Raw genomic sequence first — 19,066 nt, forward strand, 5'->3', positions numbered from 1 at the left:
TCAGCCGCGCAGCACCAGCGCCTGCCCGGCCACCACCAGCAGCACCTGCTCGCACTCGCTCGCGAACGCCGCGTTCAACCGGCCCAGTTCGTCCCGGTAGCGCCGCCCGGACGCGGTCGCGGGCACGATCCCGGACCCCACCTCGTTCGACACGGTGACGACCGTGCGCCGCGTGGCCCGCACCGCCGCCGTCAGCTCCCGTACCCGCTCCCGCAGGGCCCGCTCCCCGCCGGACGCCCACTCGGCGTCGTCCCACGCCCCGACGGAGTCCATCGCGTCCGTCAGCCACAGCGACAGGCAGTCGATCAGCATCGGCGGCCCGTCCTTCGCGAGCAGCGGCACCAGATCGCAGGTCTCCGCCGTCTGCCAGGACCCCGGGCGCCGCTCCCGGTGCGCCGCCACCCGCGCGGCCCACTCGGTGTCCCCGCTGCGGGAGCCGCCCGTGGCCACGTACAGCACATCGGGGAACGACTCCAGCCGGCGCTCGGCCTCCACCGACTTCCCGGACCGCGCCCCGCCCAGGACCAGCGTCCGGCGCGGCACGTCCGGCACCTCCTCGTACGCCCCCACCGTCAGCGTCGTCCCGTCCGGCACCGCGCGGGCGCCCGCCGCGGCCAGCCGCCGGCGCGCCTCGGCGCCCGGCGGCACGTCGTGGTCCAGGTGCACGGCGACCACATCCGTCGTCGGCCCGGCCGCGCCCACCGCGCGCAGCCTGGCCAGCGCGTCCGGCCGCCCCATGACATCCGCGAACACCAGGTCGTACACCCCGGCGGACTCCGCGCCCGGCGTGAGCCCCGCCGGGGCGCTGCCCGGCGGCAGATACAGCAGCCGCCGGCCGCCCGGACCGGTCACCGCGTACCCGGTGCCGCCCGCGTCCATCGCCAGCGCCCGCACCCGATGCCCCGTCAGCAGCGTCAACTCCCGTCCGTCCGGCACCCGCACGGGTTGCGGCAGCCCGGCCGGCACCTCCACCGCGGGCCCGTCGTGCGGATGCGACAGCAGCACCTGCCGTACGCCGCCCAGCGAGTGCCCCGCCCGCGCCGCCGCGAAGGCCACGCCCGGCATCAGATCGAGCAGCAGCACCCCGTCCACGAGCACCGCGGTGGCCGCCCGCGCGTCACCGCCCAGCGCCGTCGCACACGCCGCGCAGGGACAGTCGGGGCGGGGCAGCCCCGCCGGGGCACCGGTACCGAGCACAGTCACGTCCACGGACCGATTTTCACCTGTCGCCGCCGGTCTCGCGCATCCGACTCGGCGCTCCGCCGGACGTGCCGTGCCGCGCCGCCGGTCGGCAGCGGCGGCATCGTGGGCCGGTCGTTCCCCCAAGTTCTCGGCTTCGCTCGAACAGGGGGGACCCCCATCGCGGCGGAGCCGCATGTTGATACAGCTCCGCGTTCCTCCGGGGCGCTGCCGAACCACAGCGGACTTCGCTCGCCCCGCATAGGCTGCGGGCGGGAGCCGGACCTGGATCCGGCTTCCGCTCTGCTCTGCATGTGCTGACACCAGGGAGGCGTACATGGCGGCATGGACGTGGCGGTTCGAGAAGGCAGACGGGACGGAGGTCCAGCCGGCGGTGCAGCCCGAGGAGTTCACCACGCAGGGGGACGCCGAGTCCTGGATCGGCGAGAACTGGAAGGAACTGGTCGCGGGCGGCGCCGACCAGGTGTGGCTGTTCGAGGACGCCACGGAGATCTACGGGCCGATGAGCCTGCACGCCGCCGACGCGTAGCCGGCCCCGGCCGAGGGTGGCCGCAGGGGCGGCCACCCCGTCTCACTGCTCGCCCAGCGTCACGTTCACCGTCTGCTCGGAGCCGCTGCGGGTGAACGTCACCGTCGTCCGGCGCCCCGGCCGGTCCGCCGCCAGCGCCTCGGAGAGCGAGGTGATCGTGGTGATGACGGTGCCGCCGAGCCGGGTGATGACGTCACCGGGACGGATCCCCGCCTTGTCGGCCGCGCCCCCGCTCGTCACCTCGACCACGGCGACCCCGGCGGGCTGGAAGGAGTTGTCGACGACGTCCCGCGCGGTGATGCCGAGCGCCGCCCGCCCCGAGTCGGTGACCCGGCCCTCCTTGACGATCTGGTCGGCGACCGTCTTCACCATCGACGCCGGGATGGCGAACCCGATGCCGGGCGCCGCGCTGCCCCCGAGGTCGGGGTCGGCGGCGGCGAGCGTCGGGATGCCGATGACCTGCCCTTCGAGGTTGACCAGCGCGCCCCCGCTGTTGCCCGGGTTGATCGCCGCCGACGTCTGCACCATGTTCGCGATGGTGGCCCCCGTGCCGCCGCCCGAGCTGCCCTCGCTGACGGTCCGTCCGGTCGCCGACACGATGCCCTGCGTCACGCTGGACGACAGCCCGAGCGGCGAGCCCATGGCGAGCACGATCTGCCCGACCTCCACCTTGCCCGAGTCCTTGAACCGCGCCGCCCTCAGCCCCGCCGGGATCTGGTCCAGCTTGACGACCGCGAGGTCCTGCTGGGGGTAGGAGTACACGAGCCGGGCGGTCAGCGGTGTCTCGCTGTTGGCGATGGTCACCCGGAAGGTCTTCTCGGTGCCCACCACGTGCGCGTTGGTGACGATGTGTCCGTTGTCGTCGTACACCACCCCCGACCCCAGGTCCCGGCTGCCCCGGATCTGCACCACCGACGGCAGTACGTCCTTGATCACCCGCTGGAAGTCGCTCTGCAGGCTGTCGCCGCTCAGCGGGACCGCGGCCGGCGCGTCCGTCGCGTCCCGGCCGGCCGCCGGGTCGGAGCCGGTGCACCCGGTGACGAGCGCGGCGGAACACGCGAGCGCGGCGAGGAGGGCGACGGCCCGCGGGGCACGGGTACGGGAAGCGTCCATGCCCCGAGTCCTACCGCGGGGCGGGCCCCCGGACCCGCGGAGTACGGCCGAACGGGCGCGTCCCCGACCGCTCAGCCGCGTACGCCGCACAGGTGCAGCAGTGCCGCCACTCCGCGGTACGGATCTGTCCGCCCGGCCCGTTCTTCGGCGGCCAGCATCACTTCCAGGTCAGCGGGGGGCTCCGGGCCGTCTGCCGCCTGGTCCGTGTCGGCCGCCGTGTCGGTGAAGACGCCGACCCCGTACCAGGCGTGCAGCGGTGCCCCGATCCCGGCCAGCGTCGCAGTCAGCGCGGTCAGCCGGTCGGCCCGTACGTCCGGGCCCGGCCGGTCCGCGGTCCCCGTGTCGGCGTCTCCTCGGGGCGGCGTCCGGGGAGCCGCCTCCAACGCGGCGAGCGCCGCCGCCCAGTCCCCGGTGAGCCCCGGCCGCATCGCCGGGGCGTCCCCGTTGCGCACCACCAGCGACAGCAGACCGCCCGGCGCGAGCATCCGGGCCAGCCCGGCCAGTAGCGGGTCAGGCTCCTCGACGTACAGCAGCACCCCGTGGCACAGCACCACGTCGAAGCTGCCCGGCAGAAAGTGCACCCCGGTGTCCCGGCCGTCCCCCTGCACGATCCGCATCCGCTCCCGGATCCCCTCGGGCTCCGCGCCCAGCGCCGTGCGGGCCGCCGAGATCATCGCCGGGTCCTGCTCGACGCCGGTCACCTGATGGCCGGCCCGGGCCAGCCGCAACGCCCGCGCGGCGCGGCCCATCCCCACGTCGAGCACCCGCAGCCGCCGGCCGACCGGGAACCGCCCGACTATCTGCTCGTCGAGCTGCCGGGCCACCAGCTCCTGCCGTACGACATCGCACAGCGCGCCCGGATCGCCCGGCCGGGCGTGCGCCGCACTCCCGGGACAAGAAGCTGCGCTCAGGGCCGCTCTCCACGCTTGACCTGGGGCTTCGGCAGCCGCAGCCGGCGCATCTGGAGGGAGCGCATCAGCGCGTAGGCGACCGCGCCCCTGCGGTTCTGGTCGGCGAAGCGCTCGCCGAGCTGCTTCCGCAGCCTGAAGCCGTTGAGGAGCGAGTCGAGCACGATCAGCACGATCACGACCAGCCACAGCAGCAGCGCGATGCTCTGCAGCGCGGGCACCCGCACCACGCTCAGCACCAGGATGATCACGGCCAGCGGCAGGAAGAACTCCGCGACGTTGAAGCGCGAGTCGACCCAGTCCCGTGCGAACTTGCGGACCGGGCCCTTGTCCCGGGCGGGCAGATAGCGCTCGTCGCCGCCGGCCAGCGCCTTGCGCTGGCGCTCCAACTGGGCGCGGCGCTCCTCGCGCTGCCGCTTGGCGCCCTCCTTGCGCGTCGTCGGCGTATTGGCGACGCTGCGGCGCTGGGACTGCGCCTCACTCCGCTTCGGGGTGGGGCGGCCCTTCGGGGCCTGCGGGTCACGGGGCTGCTTGGAGTCGGTCACCGCCGCCTTGTCGACGGACGGGGCCTTCTCTTCCTTGGCACGGCTACGGAACACAAAACCCAAGGGTACGGGGTGGCGAGGAGTGGACCCCAGTCCGGTGGGGAACGATCCGGCAACACCAGTCGTCTGTAAGGGGACAGAGGGGACGTTGCAGACGGTTCATCCGGCGGTCATCCGGGGGAGCCACCTACTCCCTGCGCCGGATCGGGAACGAACACAGTCGTCCTTGGGGATGAGCGCATCCGTCCCCGAACAGTGCGGTAATGGAGGCAGGGCCCGTACTGTGGGTTCTGTCGCAGGATCTGTGAGCTGGAGTCCGTCAGAAGGGGGCGCGCGAAGCCCATGAGCGGTGTCATGAAGCGTATGGGGATGATCTTCCGCGCGAAGGCGAACAAGGCCCTTGACCGGGCCGAGGACCCGCGCGAGACCCTCGATTACTCGTACCAGAAACAGCTGGAGCTGCTCCAGAAGGTCCGCCGCGGCGTCGCCGACGTGGCGACCTCCCGCAAGCGCCTGGAACTCCAGCTGAACCAGTTGCAGCAGCAGTCCTCCAAGCTGGAGGACCAGGGCCGCAAGGCGCTCGCGCTGGGCCGCGAGGACCTGGCCCGCGAGGCGCTCTCGCGCCGCGCGGCCCTCCAGCAGCAGGTGACGGACCTGGAGACGCAGCACGCGACGCTCCAGGGCGAGGAGGAGAAGCTCACCCTGGCCGCCCAGCGACTCCAGGCCAAGGTCGACGCCTTCCGCACGAAGAAGGAGACGATCAAGGCCACGTACACCGCGGCCCAGGCCCAGACCCGGATCGGCGAGGCCTTCACCGGCATCTCCGAGGAGATGGGCGACGTCGGCCTGGCCATCCAGCGCGCCGAGGACAAGACCGCCCAGCTCCAGGCGCGGGCCGGCGCCATCGACGAACTGCTGGCCTCCGGCGCCCTGGACGACCCCACCGGCGTGGCCAAGGACGACATCCAGGCCGAGCTGGACCGCCTCTCCGGTGGTACGGATGTGGAACTGGAGCTCCAGCGCATGAAGGCGGAGCTGGCCGGAGGCTCGCCCCAGCAGGCGATCGAGGGCGGCACCGGTCAGCAGCAGTCCCAGCAGGAGCCACAGGACACCCCGCGCTTCGACAAGCAGTAGCGCCGACGGCCTGGAGGGCGAGATGGCGGACATGATCGTACGGATCATGGGGGAGGGACAGGTGAGGCTGGCGGACGGCCACCTCGCCGAGCTGAACAAGCTGGACGACGAACTCCTGGCCGAGATGGAGACCGGCGACGGCCCCGGCTTCCGCCGCACCCTCCAGGCCCTCCTCGCCAGGGTCCACGACCTGGGCGAACCGGTCCCCGACGACTCCCTGGAACCGTCCGACCTCATCCTCCCGTCCCCCGACGCGACCTTGGAAGAGGTCCGAGACCTACTGACCGACGACGGCCTACTCCCGGGCTGACCCCACCGAGGATTCGGCCTGTTGCCCGGCTGGGGCCCTGGTCGGCCTGGCGTGTTGTCGATGCGCCCACCCGCGGTTCGGGCCCGCCGCCCGACCGCGGCACGGCTGGCTCCGCCCCGCCTCCGATGGGCCCCGTCGCGGTCTCGTTCCGCTGCCTGACTGAGTCCCCGGTGGGCTCCGCCGTGGTCCCGGCCCGTTCCGCGGTGGTTTCGGTCTGTTGCCCGGCTGGGGCTCCGGCCGGCTTCGCCCTGGTCCCAGCGCGCCCCCTCGCGGTCGCGGCTCGTCGCGCGGCTGGTCTCGCCGTGGGTCCGGTCCGTCCGGCCAGGGGCCTGGCTGGTCGCGCCGCCGCGGCTTCGATACGACCCGCCGCGGTGCCGGCCCATTGCCCGGTCACGTGTTCCCACCGCGTCCCCGGCGTGCCCCGCCGCATTCCGGTTCGCGGCTCGGCTGATCCCGCCGTGCGTCCGGGGCCGTACGGCCGGGGTTCCGAGGCGTCCTGCGGCGGTCTCGATTTGTCGTCCGGCCGAGTGCCGGGCTGCTTCCACCGTGGTCACGGTCCCGGCCAGTCGCGCTGCCGCGGTTTCGAGGCGCCCTGCCGCGTTCCCGGCGTGGCCCGTCGCCCGGTCGTAGTCCTGCTTCGTTGCCCGGCTGGTCCCGCCGTGGTCCCGGTCCGGTCGGTCATGGTCGTCGGCCGGTCGTGCTGCCGGGGTTTTGATGTGTCCTGGCGCAGTCCCCTGGCGTACCGCCTGGTCCCGAGGTGCTGTTCCGGGGTGTTGCAGGGCCCCGTACCGTTCATGGCGTGAGCACATTTCAACGGGCGCGGTGCCGGGTGACGGCGCACCCCTTCGCGCTGGACACGGCCATCGCGGTGGGCGCGCTGGTGTGCATGGTGGTGGGCTCCTTCGCCGACCCCGGGGGAGAGCACGGCGTCAACTGGGGCGTCCGCACCCCCGACCCGCTCAGCCTCGTTCTGATGACCCTCGGCGCCGCCGCCCTCGTCTTCCGGCGCAGCGCCCCCAGATCCGTGCTCGCCGTCACCGGCACCGCCACCCTCGTCGAGAGCATCACCGGAGACCCACGCGCCCCCGTCGCGATGTGCGTCGTCATCGCGCTGTGCACGGTCGCCGCGACCACCGACCGCGCCACCACCTGGCGCGTCGGACTGCTCGCCATGACCGTGCTGACCGGTGCCGCCATGCTCGCCGGCCCCCTGCCCTGGTACGCCCAGGAGAACCTGGCCATCATCGCCTGGACCGGCATCGGCGCCACCGCGGGCGACGCCATCCGCAGCCGCCGTGCCGTCGTCCGGGCCATCCGGGAACGCGCCGAACGGGCCGAACGCACCCGCGAGGAGGAGGCCCGCCGCCGCGTCGCCGAGGAACGCCTGCGCATCGCCCGCGATCTGCACGACGTCGTCGCCCATCACATCGCCCTCGTCAATGTGCAGGCCGGAGTCGCCGCCCACGTCATGGACAAACGTCCGGACCAGGCGAAGGAGGCCCTCGCCCACGTACGGGAGGCCAGCCGCTCCGCGCTCAACGAACTCCGCGCCACCGTCGGCCTGCTGCGCCAGACCGGCGACCCCGAGGCCCCCACCGAACCCGCCCCCGGCCTCAGCCGCCTCGACGAGCTCGCCGGCACCTTCCGCAACGCCGGCCTCCCGGTCGAGGTCGCCCACGCCGAACACGCCGGGACACTGCCCGCCGCCGTCGACCTGGTCGCCTACCGGATCATCCAGGAGGCCCTGACGAACGTGCAGAAGCACGCGGGCCCGGACGCCAAGGCCGAGGTCAGCGTCGTACGGGTGGGACCGCTCGTCGAGGTCACCGTCCTCGACGACGGCGCGACAGCGGACGGCGCCACCACGGCCGGCGGCGGGCACGGGCTGCTCGGCATGCGGGAACGGGTCACCGCCCTCGGCGGCAGCCTCACCACCGGTCCCCGGTACGGCGGCGGCTTCCGCGTCCATGCGATCCTGCCCGTCAAGACCCGCACCGCCGCCACGGGGGAGCCCGCATGACGATCCGTGTCCTGCTCGCCGACGACCAGGCACTGCTGCGCAGTGCCTTCCGCGTGCTCGTCGACTCCGAACCCGACATGGAGGTGGTGGGGGAGGCGTCCGACGGCGCGGAGGCGGTGCGGCTGGCCCGGGAGCAGCGGGCGGACGTCGTCCTCATGGACATCCGGATGCCGGGCACCGACGGCCTTCAGGCCACCCGTCTGATCAGCGCCGACCCCGCCCTGGCCCAGGTCCGCGTGGTCATCCTGACCACCTTCGAGGTCGACGACTACGTGGTGCAGGCGCTGCGCGCCGGTGCCTCAGGCTTCCTCGGCAAGGGCTCGGAACCCGAGGAGCTCCTCAGCGCCATCCGGGTCGCCGCCGGCGGTGAGGCGCTGCTCTCCCCGACCGCCACCAAGGGCCTGATCGCCCGCTTCCTCGCCCAGGGCGATCTGGCGGACGACGGCCGCGACCCCGCCCGCTCCGACCGGCTGGACGCGCTCACCGGACGGGAGCGCGAGGTACTGGTCCAGGTCGCCGGCGGCCACTCCAACGACGAGATAGCCGAACGCCTGGAGGTCAGCCCGCTGACCGTGAAGACCCATGTGAACCGGGCCATGGCCAAGCTCGGCGCGCGGGACCGCGCCCAGCTGGTGGTCATCGCCTACGAGTCAGGGTTGGTACGTCCGAGGATGGACTGAGCTCCACCCGGGCGTACTGCGGCCGGAGTAGGCCCCGGATAAGGAAATGGACCTGGGGCCGACGGATCGGCCCTCGCGCATGGCTCAGGGTGGTGGTGTGGGCGCTCACACGCCCTTCTGCCCTCACAGAAGAGAGACCCTGACCCATGTCCTGGCTGTCCAGATTCAGCCTCGCGCAACGGGCCCTGATCGGGCTGATGTCCATCATCGCGATCGTCTTCGGGGCGATCGCGATACCGCAGATCAAGCAGCAGCTGCTGCCCACCATCGAGCTGCCGATGGTGTCGGTCATCGCCCCCTACCAGGGTGCGTCCCCCGACGTCGTCGAGAAGCAGGTCGTCGAACCCCTCGAAGACAACCTCGAAGCCGTCGACGGCATCACCGGCGTCACCTCCACGGCCAGTGAGGGCAGCGCCGTGATCATGGCGTCCTTCGACTACGGCAACGACACCAAGCGGCTCGTGACCGACGTCCAGCAGGCCGTCAACCGGGCCCGCGCCCAGCTCCCGGACGGCGTCGACCCGCAGGTCATCTCCGGGTCCACGGACGACATCCCGACCGTGGTGCTCGCCGTCACCTCGGACAAGGACCAGCAGGCCCTCGGCGACCAGCTGGACAAGACGGTCGTCCCGGACCTCAAGGGCATCGACGGTGTCGGCCGGGTGCAGGTCGACGGCGTGCGGGACCTCCAGGTCACCGTGACCCCCGACGACAAGAAGCTGGCCGAGGCGGGTCTCACCCCGGCCGCTCTCGTCCCGGCGCTCCAGGCGGCCGGCGCCACCGTCCCGGCCGGCTCCTTCGACGAGGACGGCGCCAACCGCACCGTCCAGGTCGGCGGCGGGCTCACCTCGCTCGCACAGATCCGGGACCTGATGGTCACCGGTCAGGGCGGCGGCAAGCCGGTGCGCCTCGGCACCGTGGCCACGGTCAAGGAGCAGCCGGCCCCGGCCGACTCCATCACCCGCACCGACGGCCGGCCGAGCCTCGCCGTGAACGTCACCATGGACCACGACGGCAGCGCGGTCTCCATCTCGAACGCGGTCAAGGACAAGCTGCCCGAGCTGCGCAAGGACCTCGGCTCCGGCGCGACCGTCACGGTCGTCAGCGACCAGGGCCCGGCGGTCTCCAAGTCCATCAAGGGCCTGACCACCGAGGGCGCCCTGGGTCTTGTCTTCGCGGTCCTCGTCATCCTGGTCTTCCTGGCGTCGGTGCGCTCGACGCTGGTGACGGCGGTGAGCATCCCGCTCTCGGTCGTCCTCGCCCTGCTCGTGCTGTGGACGCGTGACCTGTCCCTGAACATGCTCACGCTGGGCGCGCTGACGATCGCCATCGGCCGGGTCGTCGACGACTCGATCGTCGTCCTGGAGAACATCAAGCGGCACCTCGGCTACGGCGAGGAGCGCCAGGCGGCGATCCTGGGTGCCGTCCGCGAGGTGGCCGGTGCGGTCACCTCCTCGACGCTCACCACGGTCGCCGTCTTCCTGCCGATCGGCCTGGTCGGCGGCATGGTGGGCGCCCTGTTCGGCTCGTTCAGCCTCACCGTGACGGCCGCCCTGCTGGCGTCCCTGCTGGTGTCGCTGACCGTCGTCCCGGTGCTGTCGTACTGGTTCCTGCGCGCTCCGAAGGGCACCCCCGAGGACGCGGAGCAGGCCCGCCGCCAGGCGGAGGAGAAGGAGGCGAACAGCCGCCTCCAGCGCCTCTACGTCCCGGTGCTGCAGTTCGCCACGCGCCGCCGCCTCACCAGCGTCCTGATCGCCGTGGTGGTGCTGCTCGGCACCTTCGGCATGGCACCCCTGCTGAAGACGAACTTCTTCGACCAGGGTGAGCAGCAGGTCCTCAGCATCAAGCAGGAGCTGAAGCCGGGCACCAGCCTCGCGGCCACGGACGAGCAGGCCGCCCGGGTGGAGAAGCTGCTCGGCGACACCAAGGGCGTCAAGGACTACCAGGTCACGATCGGCTCGTCCGGCTTCATGGCGGCCTTCGGCGGTGGTACCGACACCAACCAGGCGTCGTACCAGGTGATGCTGGAGGACTCGGCGTCCTACGACGACGTGCAGACGCACATCGAGGACGGCCTGGCCGAGCTGAAGGGCATCGGCACCACCACGGTGTCCGCCGGTGACGGCTTCGGCAGCCAGGACCTGAGTGTCGTCGTGAAGGCGGCCGACGCGGACGCGCTGCGTACGGCGGCGGAGCAGGTGCGCAAGGCCGTGGCCGGGCTCGACCACGTCACGGACGTGACGAGCGACCTGGCGCAGAGCGTGCCGCGGATCTCGGTCAAAGCGAACGCGAAGGCCGCCGCCGCGGGCTTCGACGACCAGACGCTGGGCGGCGCGGTGGCCCAGGCGGTCAAGGGCACGACGGCCGGGAAGGCCACCCTGGACGACACCGAGCGCGACATCGTGATCAGGTCGGCCGAGCCGGCCGAGACGCTGGCGCAGCTGCGCGCGCTGAACCTGGGCGCGGCGAAGCTGGGCGACATCGCGACGGTGAAGCTGGTGGACGGCCCGGTGTCGATGACCCGGATCGACGGCCAGCGCGCGGCGACCGTCACCGCGCGGCCGACGGGTGACAACACCGGCGCGGTGAGCACCAAGCTGCAGTCCGAGATCGACGCGCTGAAGCTCCCGGCGGGGGCGACGGCGGAGATCGGCGGCGTCAGCTCGGACCAGGACAGCGCGTTCAAGAACCTGGCCCTGGCGATGCTCGCGGCGATCGCGATCGTCTTCATGCTGCTGGTGGCGACGTTCCGGTCGCTGGCCCAGCCGCTGATCCTGCTGGTGTCCATCCCGTTCGCGGCGACCGGCGCGATCGGTCTGCTCATCATCACGGGTACGCCGATGGGTGTCCCCGCGATGATCGGCATGCTGATGCTGATCGGCATCGTGGTGACGAACGCGATCGTGCTGATCGACCTGATCAACCAGTACCGGAAGCAGGGGTACGGCGTCGTCGAGGCCGTGGTGGAGGGTGGCCGGCACCGGCTCCGTCCGATCCTGATGACGGCCCTGGCGACTATCTTCGCCCTGCTGCCGATGGCGCTCGGCGTCACCGGCGAGGGCGGCTTCATCGCCCAGCCGCTCGCGGTGGTGGTGATCGGCGGTCTGATCACGTCGACGCTGCTGACGCTGCTGCTGGTCCCGACGCTGTACGCGATGCTCGAACTCCGCAAGGAGCGCCGAGCGAAGAAGCGGGCGGCGAAGAACTCGCCGGGCGACTCGGAGGTACGGGAGCCGGTGAGCGTCTAGACAACCCCGAGGCCCGGCCCGCCAAACCGGCGGCCGGGCCTCGGCAGTTCCCGGCCAGGGGCGCGGGGAACCGCGCGCTGAGCCACGGCGCACCCGCACAGGCCAGACTCCCGCACCCCCACGGCGCTGAGGCCCCCAGCCACCGGCACGGAGTGATCAGGCGCCAGGGCCAGCCCACCCAGGGGCGCGGGGAACTGCGCGCTAGGCCACAGTGCACCCGCACAGGCCAGACTCCCGCACCCCCCACGGCGCTGAGGCCCCCAGTCACCGGCGCGTAGTGATCGGGCGCCAGGGCGAGCCCACCTGGGGGCGCGGGGAACTGCGCGCTGAGCCACGGCGCACCCGCACAGACCGCACTCCCGCACTCGCACGGCGCTGAGGCCCCCAGTCACCGGCGCGTAGTGATCGGGCGCCAGGGCGAGCCCACCTGGGGGCGCGGGGAACTGCGCGGCCAGCGACAAGGCACCCGCACAGACCACACTCCCGCACCCCCACGGCGCAAAGGCCCCCAGTCACCGGCACGGAGTGATCAGGCGCCAGGGCGAGCCCACCTAGGGGCGCGGGGAACTGCGCGCTGAGCCACAGCGCACCCGCACAGGCCACACTCCCGCACCCCTACGGCGCAAAGGCCCCCAGTCACCGGCACGTTCCCATTACAGGCCAGGGCCAGCCCACCCAGGGGCGCGGGGAACTGAGCGGCCAGCGACAACGCACCCGCACAGACCAACCCCCCACACCCCCACGGCGCCCCCCGCCTACGGCAAAGAAAGCATCCGCTCCAGCGCCAGCTTCGCGTACCGCTCCGTCTCCTCGTCGACCTCGATGCGGTTGACAAGGTTCCCCTCGGCCAGCGACTCCAGGGCCCACACAAGATGCGGCAGGTCGATGCGGTTCATGGTCGAGCAGAAGCACACCGTACGGTCCAGGAAGACGATCTCCTTGCCCTCCGGAGCGAAACGGTTCGCCAGCCGCCGTACCAGATTCAGCTCCGTGCCGACGGCCCACTTGGACCCGGCGGGAGCGGCCTCCAGGGCCTTGATGATGTACTCGGTCGAGCCGACCTGATCCGCCGCCGCCACCACCTCGTGCCGGCACTCCGGGTGGACCAGCACATTGACCCCCGGGATCCGCTCCCGCACCTCGTTCACCGAGTCCAGACCGAACCGGCCGTGCACCGAGCAGTGCCCCCGCCACAGGATCGTCCGGGCGTCACGCAACTGGTCCGCCGTCAGCCCGCCGTTCGGCTTGTGCGGGTTGTAGACGACGCAATCCTCCAGGGACATGCCCAGCTCCCGCACCGCGGTGTTGCGGCCCAGGTGCTGGTCGGGCAGGAAGAGCACCTTCTCGCCCTGCTGGAAGGCCCACTCCAGGGCCCGCCGCGCGTTCGAGGACGTGCAGATCGTGCCGCCGTGCCGGCCGGTGAAGGCCTTGATGTCGGCGGAGGAGTTCATGTACGAGACGGGCACGACCCGCTCGGCGATCCCGGCCTCGGTGAGCACGTCCCAGCACTCCGCCACCTGTTCGGCGGTGGCCATGTCGGCCATCGAGCAGCCGGCGGCGAGGTCGGGCAGTACGACCTTTTGGTCGTCGCTCGTCAGAATGTCGGCGGACTCCGCCATGAAGTGCACACCGCAGAAGACGATGTACTCGGCCTCCGGGCGGGCCGCCGCGTCCCGGGCCAGCTTGAAGGAGTCGCCCGTGACGTCGGCGAACTGGATGACCTCGTCGCGCTGGTAGTGGTGGCCGAGCACGAAGACCTTGTCCCCGAGCTTCTCCTTGGCCGCCCGCGCGCGCTCGACCAGATCGGGGTCGGAGGGCGAGGGCAGCTCGCCGGGACACTCGACGCCGCGCTCGCTCTTAGGGTCGGCCTCCCGGCCGAGGAGCAACAGGGCAAGGGGGCTCGGCTGTACGTCGAGCTCCGGTATCTGGGCGGTGGTCACGACACGCACCCTTTCTATTTTTCGTCAACCTGACGCTATCTATCATAACCGGTTCACGTCACTTTGACGATGGCGATAGCGTCCATGTGACGTGAATCCCGGCCGAGCCGCTCACGGACCGCTCCCCGTGCGCACGGGCGTGTGCGAGCATGAACCCAGAGGAAAAACGCGACAACGCGAATGCCCGGCCCGGAATGAATCCGCGGACCCGCCGGTTGCACTCGTCGGCAAGCAGTCTCCGTACAACCCGGGAGAGATGTAGATGTCCGTATCGGACGAGACCACCACCGTCACCGACGGCATCATCCTGACCGACGCCGCCGCGTCCAAGGTCAAGGCCCTGCTCGACCAGGAAGGCCGTGACGACCTCGCGCTGCGCGTGGCCGTCCAGCCCGGCGGCTGCTCCGGCCTGCGCTACCAGCTCTTCTTCGACGAGCGCTCCCTCGACGGGGACGTGGAGAAGGACTTCGGCGGGGTCAAGGTCGTCACCGACCGCATGAGCGCTCCGTACCTCGGCGGCGCCACCATCGACTTCGTGGACACGATCGAGAAGCAGGGCTTCACGATCGACAACCCGAACGCAACCGGCTCCTGCGCCTGCGGCGACTCCTTCAACTGAGCCACACCCCACACCACAGGAAAGGCGGCGCCCCCTACCAACAGGGGCCGCCGCCTCCACCCACCCCGCCAGCCCCCCAAAGGGGCGCGGGGAACTGCGCGATCAGCCACGACGCCGCCGCAGCCGACCGACGGCATACCACGGCTGCCCCAGCGAAGCACACGGCGCGATCGGCTGCGCCCCAAAGGGGCGCGGGGAACTGCGCGATCAGCCACGACTCTGCCGCAGCCGACCGACGGCATATCACAGCCGACCCAGCGGAGCGCCGTCCGTGCCGACCACCTTCCGGCCCCCGAGCGGCGCATCCAGCGGGACCGTCCTCCGGTACTCCTTGGCGATCAGAATGCAGACCGTGTCCGGCCACGGCTGCTCCGTCACCCTGACCGTCACCCGGTCCGCGCTCTCCGTGACGGACGCCGTGTAGTCGGCGCACACCCCACCGGTGAAGCGCACGGTCAGCTCCGAGTCGTCGGCCGTGTAGCCGTCCACCGTGACGTCCCGCGTCTTCGCAGGCGACCCCGGCTCCGTGGGCGGCGCGGCCGACGGGCTTGCCGCGCCCAGGTACGCGGGATCCACCGCCGGATACGTCACCGTGAAGGCATCCCGCGCGCCCGCGCTCCGCACCTCGAACAGCCAGGACGGCACCAGCGTCTGCCGCCCCTCGACGGAGTGCGAGGCCAGCCCGAAGACCGCCGTGCGCACGGTCGCCGTGCCCTGCCGCGCCGCGGCCGTCGGCGCCTCGGCCGCGCACGGCTGCTCCGGCCGGTCCTTCAGCGGTACGGGGTCGGCGCAGCCGCCGATGCCGATGCGGTGGTCGGTCCGGGGCGCCGCGTTCATCAGGTCCAGCGTCCGCCGCGCGCTCAGCACGGGATAGGTGTCCCCCTTCTCCGGCGCCTTCAACAGCCCGCTGCCCGCGACCACTTCGCCCTGCCCGCTCACGGTCAGCCCGGTCGTCCAGCCGTACGTGGGCCGTCCGCCGACCACCGGATCGGCGTTCACCACCCGCTGGGCGCCCGCCACCTGGCTCGTGTCGAGCTTCGCGTCGTCCTGTCCGAGCGCCTTCAGGACCGGCGCCGCCGCCTTCTCGGCGGCCGGCCCGCTGACCGGTTCGGCGGCCGGGTCGGCGGGGCGCCGCGGGCAGGCGGTGCCGCCCTTGCAGGCGTCGGTGCCGGGCGCGTACCGCTGGAAGGTCCAGCTCCCCGGCGCCCCCTTGGCCACCCGCAGGCTCGGCCCGGAGCCGTCCCGCCCGGAGCCGACCCGCCAGCCCGCCGTGTCGGCCACCGGCGTCCCGTCCACCCCGAGCGCCGTCGCCAGCCGGGCCACCTCGCCCGCGGTGACCTCGCCCGTGGGCCGGTACACCGGTGCCGAACCGGGTCCGTCGGGCAGGGAGCCGCTCGCCTCGTACGTCATGCCGTACGGAGCGGGCTCACCGGGCGCGATCCCGTCCGTGCCGCCGGACGGCGTCGACACGCCCGCCGACGGCGCCGGGTACCCGTCCAGCGCGAGCCGCGGGGGAGTGCCGTCGGCGCCGGGTGCCGCGCCCGCACCGCGGCCCGCCCCACCGTCCGCGGTGGCGGCCAGATAGGCCCCACCGCCCCCGGCAAGCAACACGGCCACCGCGACCGAGGCGACCACCACGGGAGTCCGCCGCCACCCGCCACCGCGTACGTCCTTCTCGTCCCGGGGCGCGGCGGGCGGTTCCGGCTCGGTCACCGGGGCGCTCGGGCTCTCCGCCCGCGCGGCCTCGTTCTCCTCCTCGGCGGTCGTCTCCGCCGTGGCCTCTTCGGCGGTGCCCGCGGCCGCGTCCTCGTCGTCCCGGTCGGGGCTGTCGGGGTGATCGGGTCGCTCGGTGTTCACCGCATCGCTCCTTGAGGGGTCGTGTCCCGCATCCCCGTCCAGGGGGACGGCGATGGGACGCGGAACGGGAGCGCGCGGTTCCCGCGGGGCGGCTCAGTCGCCGTAGTCCGACATCGCGTCCAGCAGCCGGGCGGAGCGCGGCGGGACGGTCACCCCGTGGATGAGCGACGGCGGCACCGGACGGGCGTCGGCGTCCCGGGGCACCGCCCAGTTCGGAGCCATCCGGGCGCAGTCGCCGCGCAGCGAGGCCAGATCCCCATCGAGGTCGGCCGGGGCGCTGGAGCGGTCCTTGAGGTTCGTCATGAGGGAACCGTAGGCACGCTCGGATGCGCGACGAAAGATCTACTATCGGGTAGGTTTGTCGGTTTCAGTGCTCTGCGGGGACCGGGTAGCGTGAACTGTCAAACTGCCTCCCTCCAGGAGAGTTCTCGCCGTGCGCATCGCAGTCACCGGCTCCATCGCCACCGACCACCTCATGACGTTCCCCGGTCGCTTCTCCGACCAGCTCGTCGCGGATCAGCTGCACACCGTCTCGCTCTCGTTCCTGGTCGACAACCTCGACGTCCGCAGGGGCGGCGTCGGCGCGAACATCGCCTTCGGCATGGGGCAGCTCGGTACGCGGCCGATCCTGGCCGGCGCGGCAGGCTCCGACTTCGACGACTACCGCGCCTGGCTGGACCGGCACGGCGTGGACACGGACTCCGTGCGCATCTCCGAGACGCTGCACACCGCGCGCTTCGTGTGCACCACCGACGCCGACCACAACCAGATCGGCTCCTTCTACACGGGCGCGATGAGCGAGGCCCGCCTCATCGAGCTGAAGACCGTCGCCGACCGGGTCGGCGGCCTCGACCTCGTGCTGATCGGCGCGGACGACCCGGAGGCGATGCTCCGGCACACCGAGGAGTGCCGCACCCGGGACATCCCGTTCGCCGCCGACTTCTCCCAGCAGATCGCCCGCATGGACGGGGACGAGATCCGGACGCTGCTGGACGGCGCCACGTATCTGTTCTCCAACGCCTACGAGAAGGGCCTCATCGAGTCCAAGACCGGCTGGAGCGACCAGGAGATCCTGGGCAAGGTCGGCCACCGGGTCACCACCCTCGGCGCCCGCGGCGTCCGCATCGAGCGGACCGGCGACGAGCCGATCGAGGTCGGCTGCCCGGAGGAGGAGCGCAAGGCCGACCCCACCGGTGTCGGCGACGCGTTCCGCGCCGGTTTCCTGTCCGGTCTCGTCTGGGGCGTCTCCCTGGAGCGGGCCGCGCAGGTCGGCTGCATGCTCGCCACCCTCGTCATCGAGACCGTCGGCACCCAGGAGTACCAGCTGCGCCGGGCCCACTTCATGGACCGCTTCACCAAGGCGTACGGCCATGACGCGGCGGCCGAGGTGCAGAGCCACCTCGCCTGACTACGCCACCCGGCGGACCACATAGGCCGAGCCGTGGTCCGCCGCCTCCTCACCCACGTACTCCTGCCCGCGCATCTCGCACCACGCGGGGATGTCAAGCCGGGCCGCCTCGTCGTCCGCGAGCACCCGCACCTCGCCGCCCACCGGCACCTCCCCGATGACCTTCGCCAGCTCGATCACCGGGATCGGGCACCGCTTGCCGCGGGCGTCCACGACCAGCGCCCCGGACCGGGCCGGGACCGTCACGGGCGCCGGCGCGCCGAGCTTCTCCCGCACCCGCGCCACCACGCCCGGCAGCACCGACAGAAACCGCTCGACGTCCGCCTCGGCCGTCCCCGGCGGCAGCGACACCCGGACGTTCCCCTCGCTCAGCACCCCCATCGCGCGCAGCACATGGCTCGGGGTCAGCGTGCTGCTGGTGCACGACGAGCCGGACGAGACGGAGAAGCCCTCCGCGTCCAGCGCGTGCAGCAGCGTCTCGCCGTCGACGTAGAGACAGGAGAACGTGACGATCCCGGGCAGCCGGCGGTCCGGATCGCCGACCACCTCCGTGTCCGGCACCGCCCGCGACACCCGGGTCCGGATCCGCTCCGTCAGTTCCCGCAGCCGTACCGCCTCCTGCGCGGCCTCGGCCCGCACCGCGCGCAGCGAGGCCGCCGCGGCCACGATCGCCGGGATGTCCTCGAACCCGGCCGCCCGGCCCGACTCCCGTTCGTCCGTGGGGCCCTGGGCCGCGAACCGTACGCCCTTGCGCACCACCAGCAGGCCCACCCCGGGCGGCCCGCCCCACTTGTGGGCGCTTCCCGTCAGCAGCGACCAGCCGCCCTCGACCGGCCCCCACGCCAGCGACTGGGCCGCGTCCACCAGCAGCGGCACCCCGGCCGCCCGGCACGCCTCGGCGACCGCCGCCACCGGCTGCACGGTGCCCACCTCGTGGTTGGCCGACTGCAGACAGGCCAGCGCCGTGTCCGGCCGCAGGGCCGCCGCGTACGCCGACGGGTCCACCGTCCCCGTTCGGTCGACGCCCGCTCGGGTGACCGTTCCCCCGTCCCGCTCGTGGACATCGGCGGCGTGCAGCACCGAGGAGTGTTCGACGGCTGACACGATCAGGTGACGCCCGGCCCGCCGCCGCCCGGCCAGCGCCCCGGCGATCCCGGTGTGCGCGGCGCGGGTCCCGGACGCGGTGAACACCAGCTCGTCGGGACGGCACCCCACCGCCTCCGCGGCGGTCTCCCGAGCGGCGTCCAGCAGCATCCGCGCCCGCCGTCCCTCCCGGTACAGCCGCCCGGGATCGGCCCACCCCTCATCCAACGCCGCCACCAGCGCCTGCCGAGCAACAGGATGAAGAGGAGCAGCAGAAGCACCATCGAAGTAACCCATACAGCAAACCTAAACACCCCAAACCCCCAGGAGACCCCGAAGGGCAGCAAGGACCAGCGCGAAAGCCCCCAACGCCCCCGCACCCGCACCCCCCCACCCCGAGCCCCCAGGCACCCGACCACGGCGCGAAGCCCCCCCATAGGGGCGCGGGGAACGGCGCGAAAGGCCCCAACGC

At 72.6% G+C, this 19,066-nt stretch carries 16 protein-coding genes; 8 read left to right on the top strand and 8 right to left on the bottom strand.

Going from position 1 to position 19,066, the window contains the following annotated elements; translation table 11 throughout:
- Positions 1-1,209, bottom strand: a complete 1,209-nt coding sequence (locus CTZ28_RS04305) for a bifunctional adenosylcobinamide kinase/adenosylcobinamide-phosphate guanylyltransferase (protein ID WP_121887860.1) — start codon at positions 1,207-1,209, stop codon at positions 1-3.
- Positions 1,210-1,516: 307 nt separating this feature from the next.
- Here CTZ28_RS04305 and CTZ28_RS04310 point away from each other — a divergent pair, with 307 nt between their 5' ends.
- Entirely contained in the window at positions 1,517-1,729 is a 213-nt protein-coding gene (locus tag CTZ28_RS04310) for a hypothetical protein (protein ID WP_121887861.1), read from the top strand.
- Between the two features lie 42 nt (positions 1,730-1,771).
- Here CTZ28_RS04310 and CTZ28_RS04315 read toward each other — a convergent pair whose 3' ends face one another.
- From CTZ28_RS04315 to CTZ28_RS04325, 3 genes are all read right to left on the bottom strand, one after another.
- Positions 1,772-2,842 (bottom strand): S1C family serine protease, encoded by a 1,071-nt coding sequence (locus tag CTZ28_RS04315; protein ID WP_121887862.1) that lies wholly within the window; start codon positions 2,840-2,842, stop codon positions 1,772-1,774.
- 71 nt (positions 2,843-2,913) lie between these two features.
- The gene (locus CTZ28_RS04320; RefSeq protein WP_121887863.1) at positions 2,914-3,666 is read right to left on the bottom strand and encodes a class I SAM-dependent methyltransferase; all 753 of its coding nucleotides are present in this window, start codon (positions 3,664-3,666) and stop codon (positions 2,914-2,916) included.
- 83 nt (positions 3,667-3,749) lie between these two features.
- Positions 3,750-4,388 carry a DUF3043 domain-containing protein gene (locus CTZ28_RS04325; RefSeq protein ID WP_121887864.1) on the bottom strand — a complete coding sequence of 213 codons (639 nt, stop codon included), beginning with the start codon at positions 4,386-4,388 and terminating at the stop codon, positions 3,750-3,752.
- 249 nt (positions 4,389-4,637) lie between these two features.
- On the opposite strand from CTZ28_RS04325, the gene CTZ28_RS04330 reads away from it, so the two are divergent.
- The 5 genes from CTZ28_RS04330 to CTZ28_RS04350 all read left to right on the top strand — a co-directional run bounded on the left by CTZ28_RS04330 (position 4,638) and on the right by CTZ28_RS04350 (position 11,687).
- A complete protein-coding gene (locus CTZ28_RS04330; RefSeq protein WP_121887865.1) occupies positions 4,638-5,429 on the top strand; it encodes a PspA/IM30 family protein in 792 nt (263 codons plus the stop codon).
- 31 nt (positions 5,430-5,460) lie between these two features.
- Positions 5,461-5,739 carry a PspA-associated protein PspAA gene (pspAA, locus tag CTZ28_RS04335; protein WP_121888097.1) on the top strand — a complete coding sequence of 93 codons (279 nt, stop codon included), beginning with the start codon at positions 5,461-5,463 and terminating at the stop codon, positions 5,737-5,739.
- A 799-nt stretch (positions 5,740-6,538) separates the two neighbouring features.
- Positions 6,539-7,759 (top strand): sensor histidine kinase, encoded by a 1,221-nt coding sequence (locus tag CTZ28_RS04340; protein WP_121887866.1) that lies wholly within the window; start codon positions 6,539-6,541, stop codon positions 7,757-7,759.
- Complete coding sequence (locus CTZ28_RS04345) at positions 7,756-8,439, top strand: response regulator (protein WP_121887867.1); 684 nt, start codon at positions 7,756-7,758, stop codon at positions 8,437-8,439. The genes CTZ28_RS04340 and CTZ28_RS04345 overlap by 4 nt, the downstream gene beginning before the upstream one ends.
- 146 nt (positions 8,440-8,585) lie before the next feature.
- Complete coding sequence (locus CTZ28_RS04350) at positions 8,586-11,687, top strand: efflux RND transporter permease subunit (RefSeq protein ID WP_121887868.1); 3,102 nt, start codon at positions 8,586-8,588, stop codon at positions 11,685-11,687.
- 755 nt (positions 11,688-12,442) lie between these two features.
- On the opposite strand, the gene nadA is transcribed toward CTZ28_RS04350, so the two are convergent.
- Positions 12,443-13,627, bottom strand: a complete 1,185-nt coding sequence (gene nadA / locus CTZ28_RS04355) for a quinolinate synthase NadA (RefSeq protein ID WP_121888098.1) — start codon at positions 13,625-13,627, stop codon at positions 12,443-12,445.
- A 262-nt stretch (positions 13,628-13,889) separates the two neighbouring features.
- On the opposite strand from nadA, the gene CTZ28_RS04360 reads away from it, so the two are divergent.
- Positions 13,890-14,246: a HesB/IscA family protein gene (locus CTZ28_RS04360; protein ID WP_121887869.1), complete on the top strand. Its 357-nt coding sequence runs from the start codon at positions 13,890-13,892 to the stop codon at positions 14,244-14,246.
- A 243-nt stretch (positions 14,247-14,489) separates the two neighbouring features.
- Here the strand turns inward: CTZ28_RS04360 and CTZ28_RS04365 are convergent, their stop codons facing one another.
- Positions 14,490-16,103: a hypothetical protein gene (locus tag CTZ28_RS04365; protein ID WP_259471472.1), complete on the bottom strand. Its 1,614-nt coding sequence runs from the start codon at positions 16,101-16,103 to the stop codon at positions 14,490-14,492.
- Between the two features lie 93 nt (positions 16,104-16,196).
- Entirely contained in the window at positions 16,197-16,406 is a 210-nt protein-coding gene (locus CTZ28_RS04370) for a hypothetical protein (protein WP_121887870.1), read from the bottom strand.
- A gap of 130 nt (positions 16,407-16,536) precedes the next feature.
- Between CTZ28_RS04370 and CTZ28_RS04375 the strand changes: the two genes are divergently transcribed.
- Positions 16,537-17,511, top strand: a complete 975-nt coding sequence (locus CTZ28_RS04375) for a carbohydrate kinase family protein (RefSeq protein WP_121887871.1) — start codon at positions 16,537-16,539, stop codon at positions 17,509-17,511.
- Here the strand turns inward: CTZ28_RS04375 and CTZ28_RS04380 are convergent, their stop codons facing one another.
- The gene (locus CTZ28_RS04380; RefSeq protein WP_121887872.1) at positions 17,512-18,891 is read right to left on the bottom strand and encodes a cysteine desulfurase/sulfurtransferase TusA family protein; all 1,380 of its coding nucleotides are present in this window, start codon (positions 18,889-18,891) and stop codon (positions 17,512-17,514) included. It lies immediately after the preceding gene.
- Positions 18,892-19,066 lie beyond the last annotated feature (175 nt).

The organism is Streptomyces shenzhenensis, assembly GCF_003688995.1.
GTDB classification, from domain to species: Bacteria; Actinomycetota; Actinomycetes; order Streptomycetales; family Streptomycetaceae; genus Streptomyces; species Streptomyces shenzhenensis_A.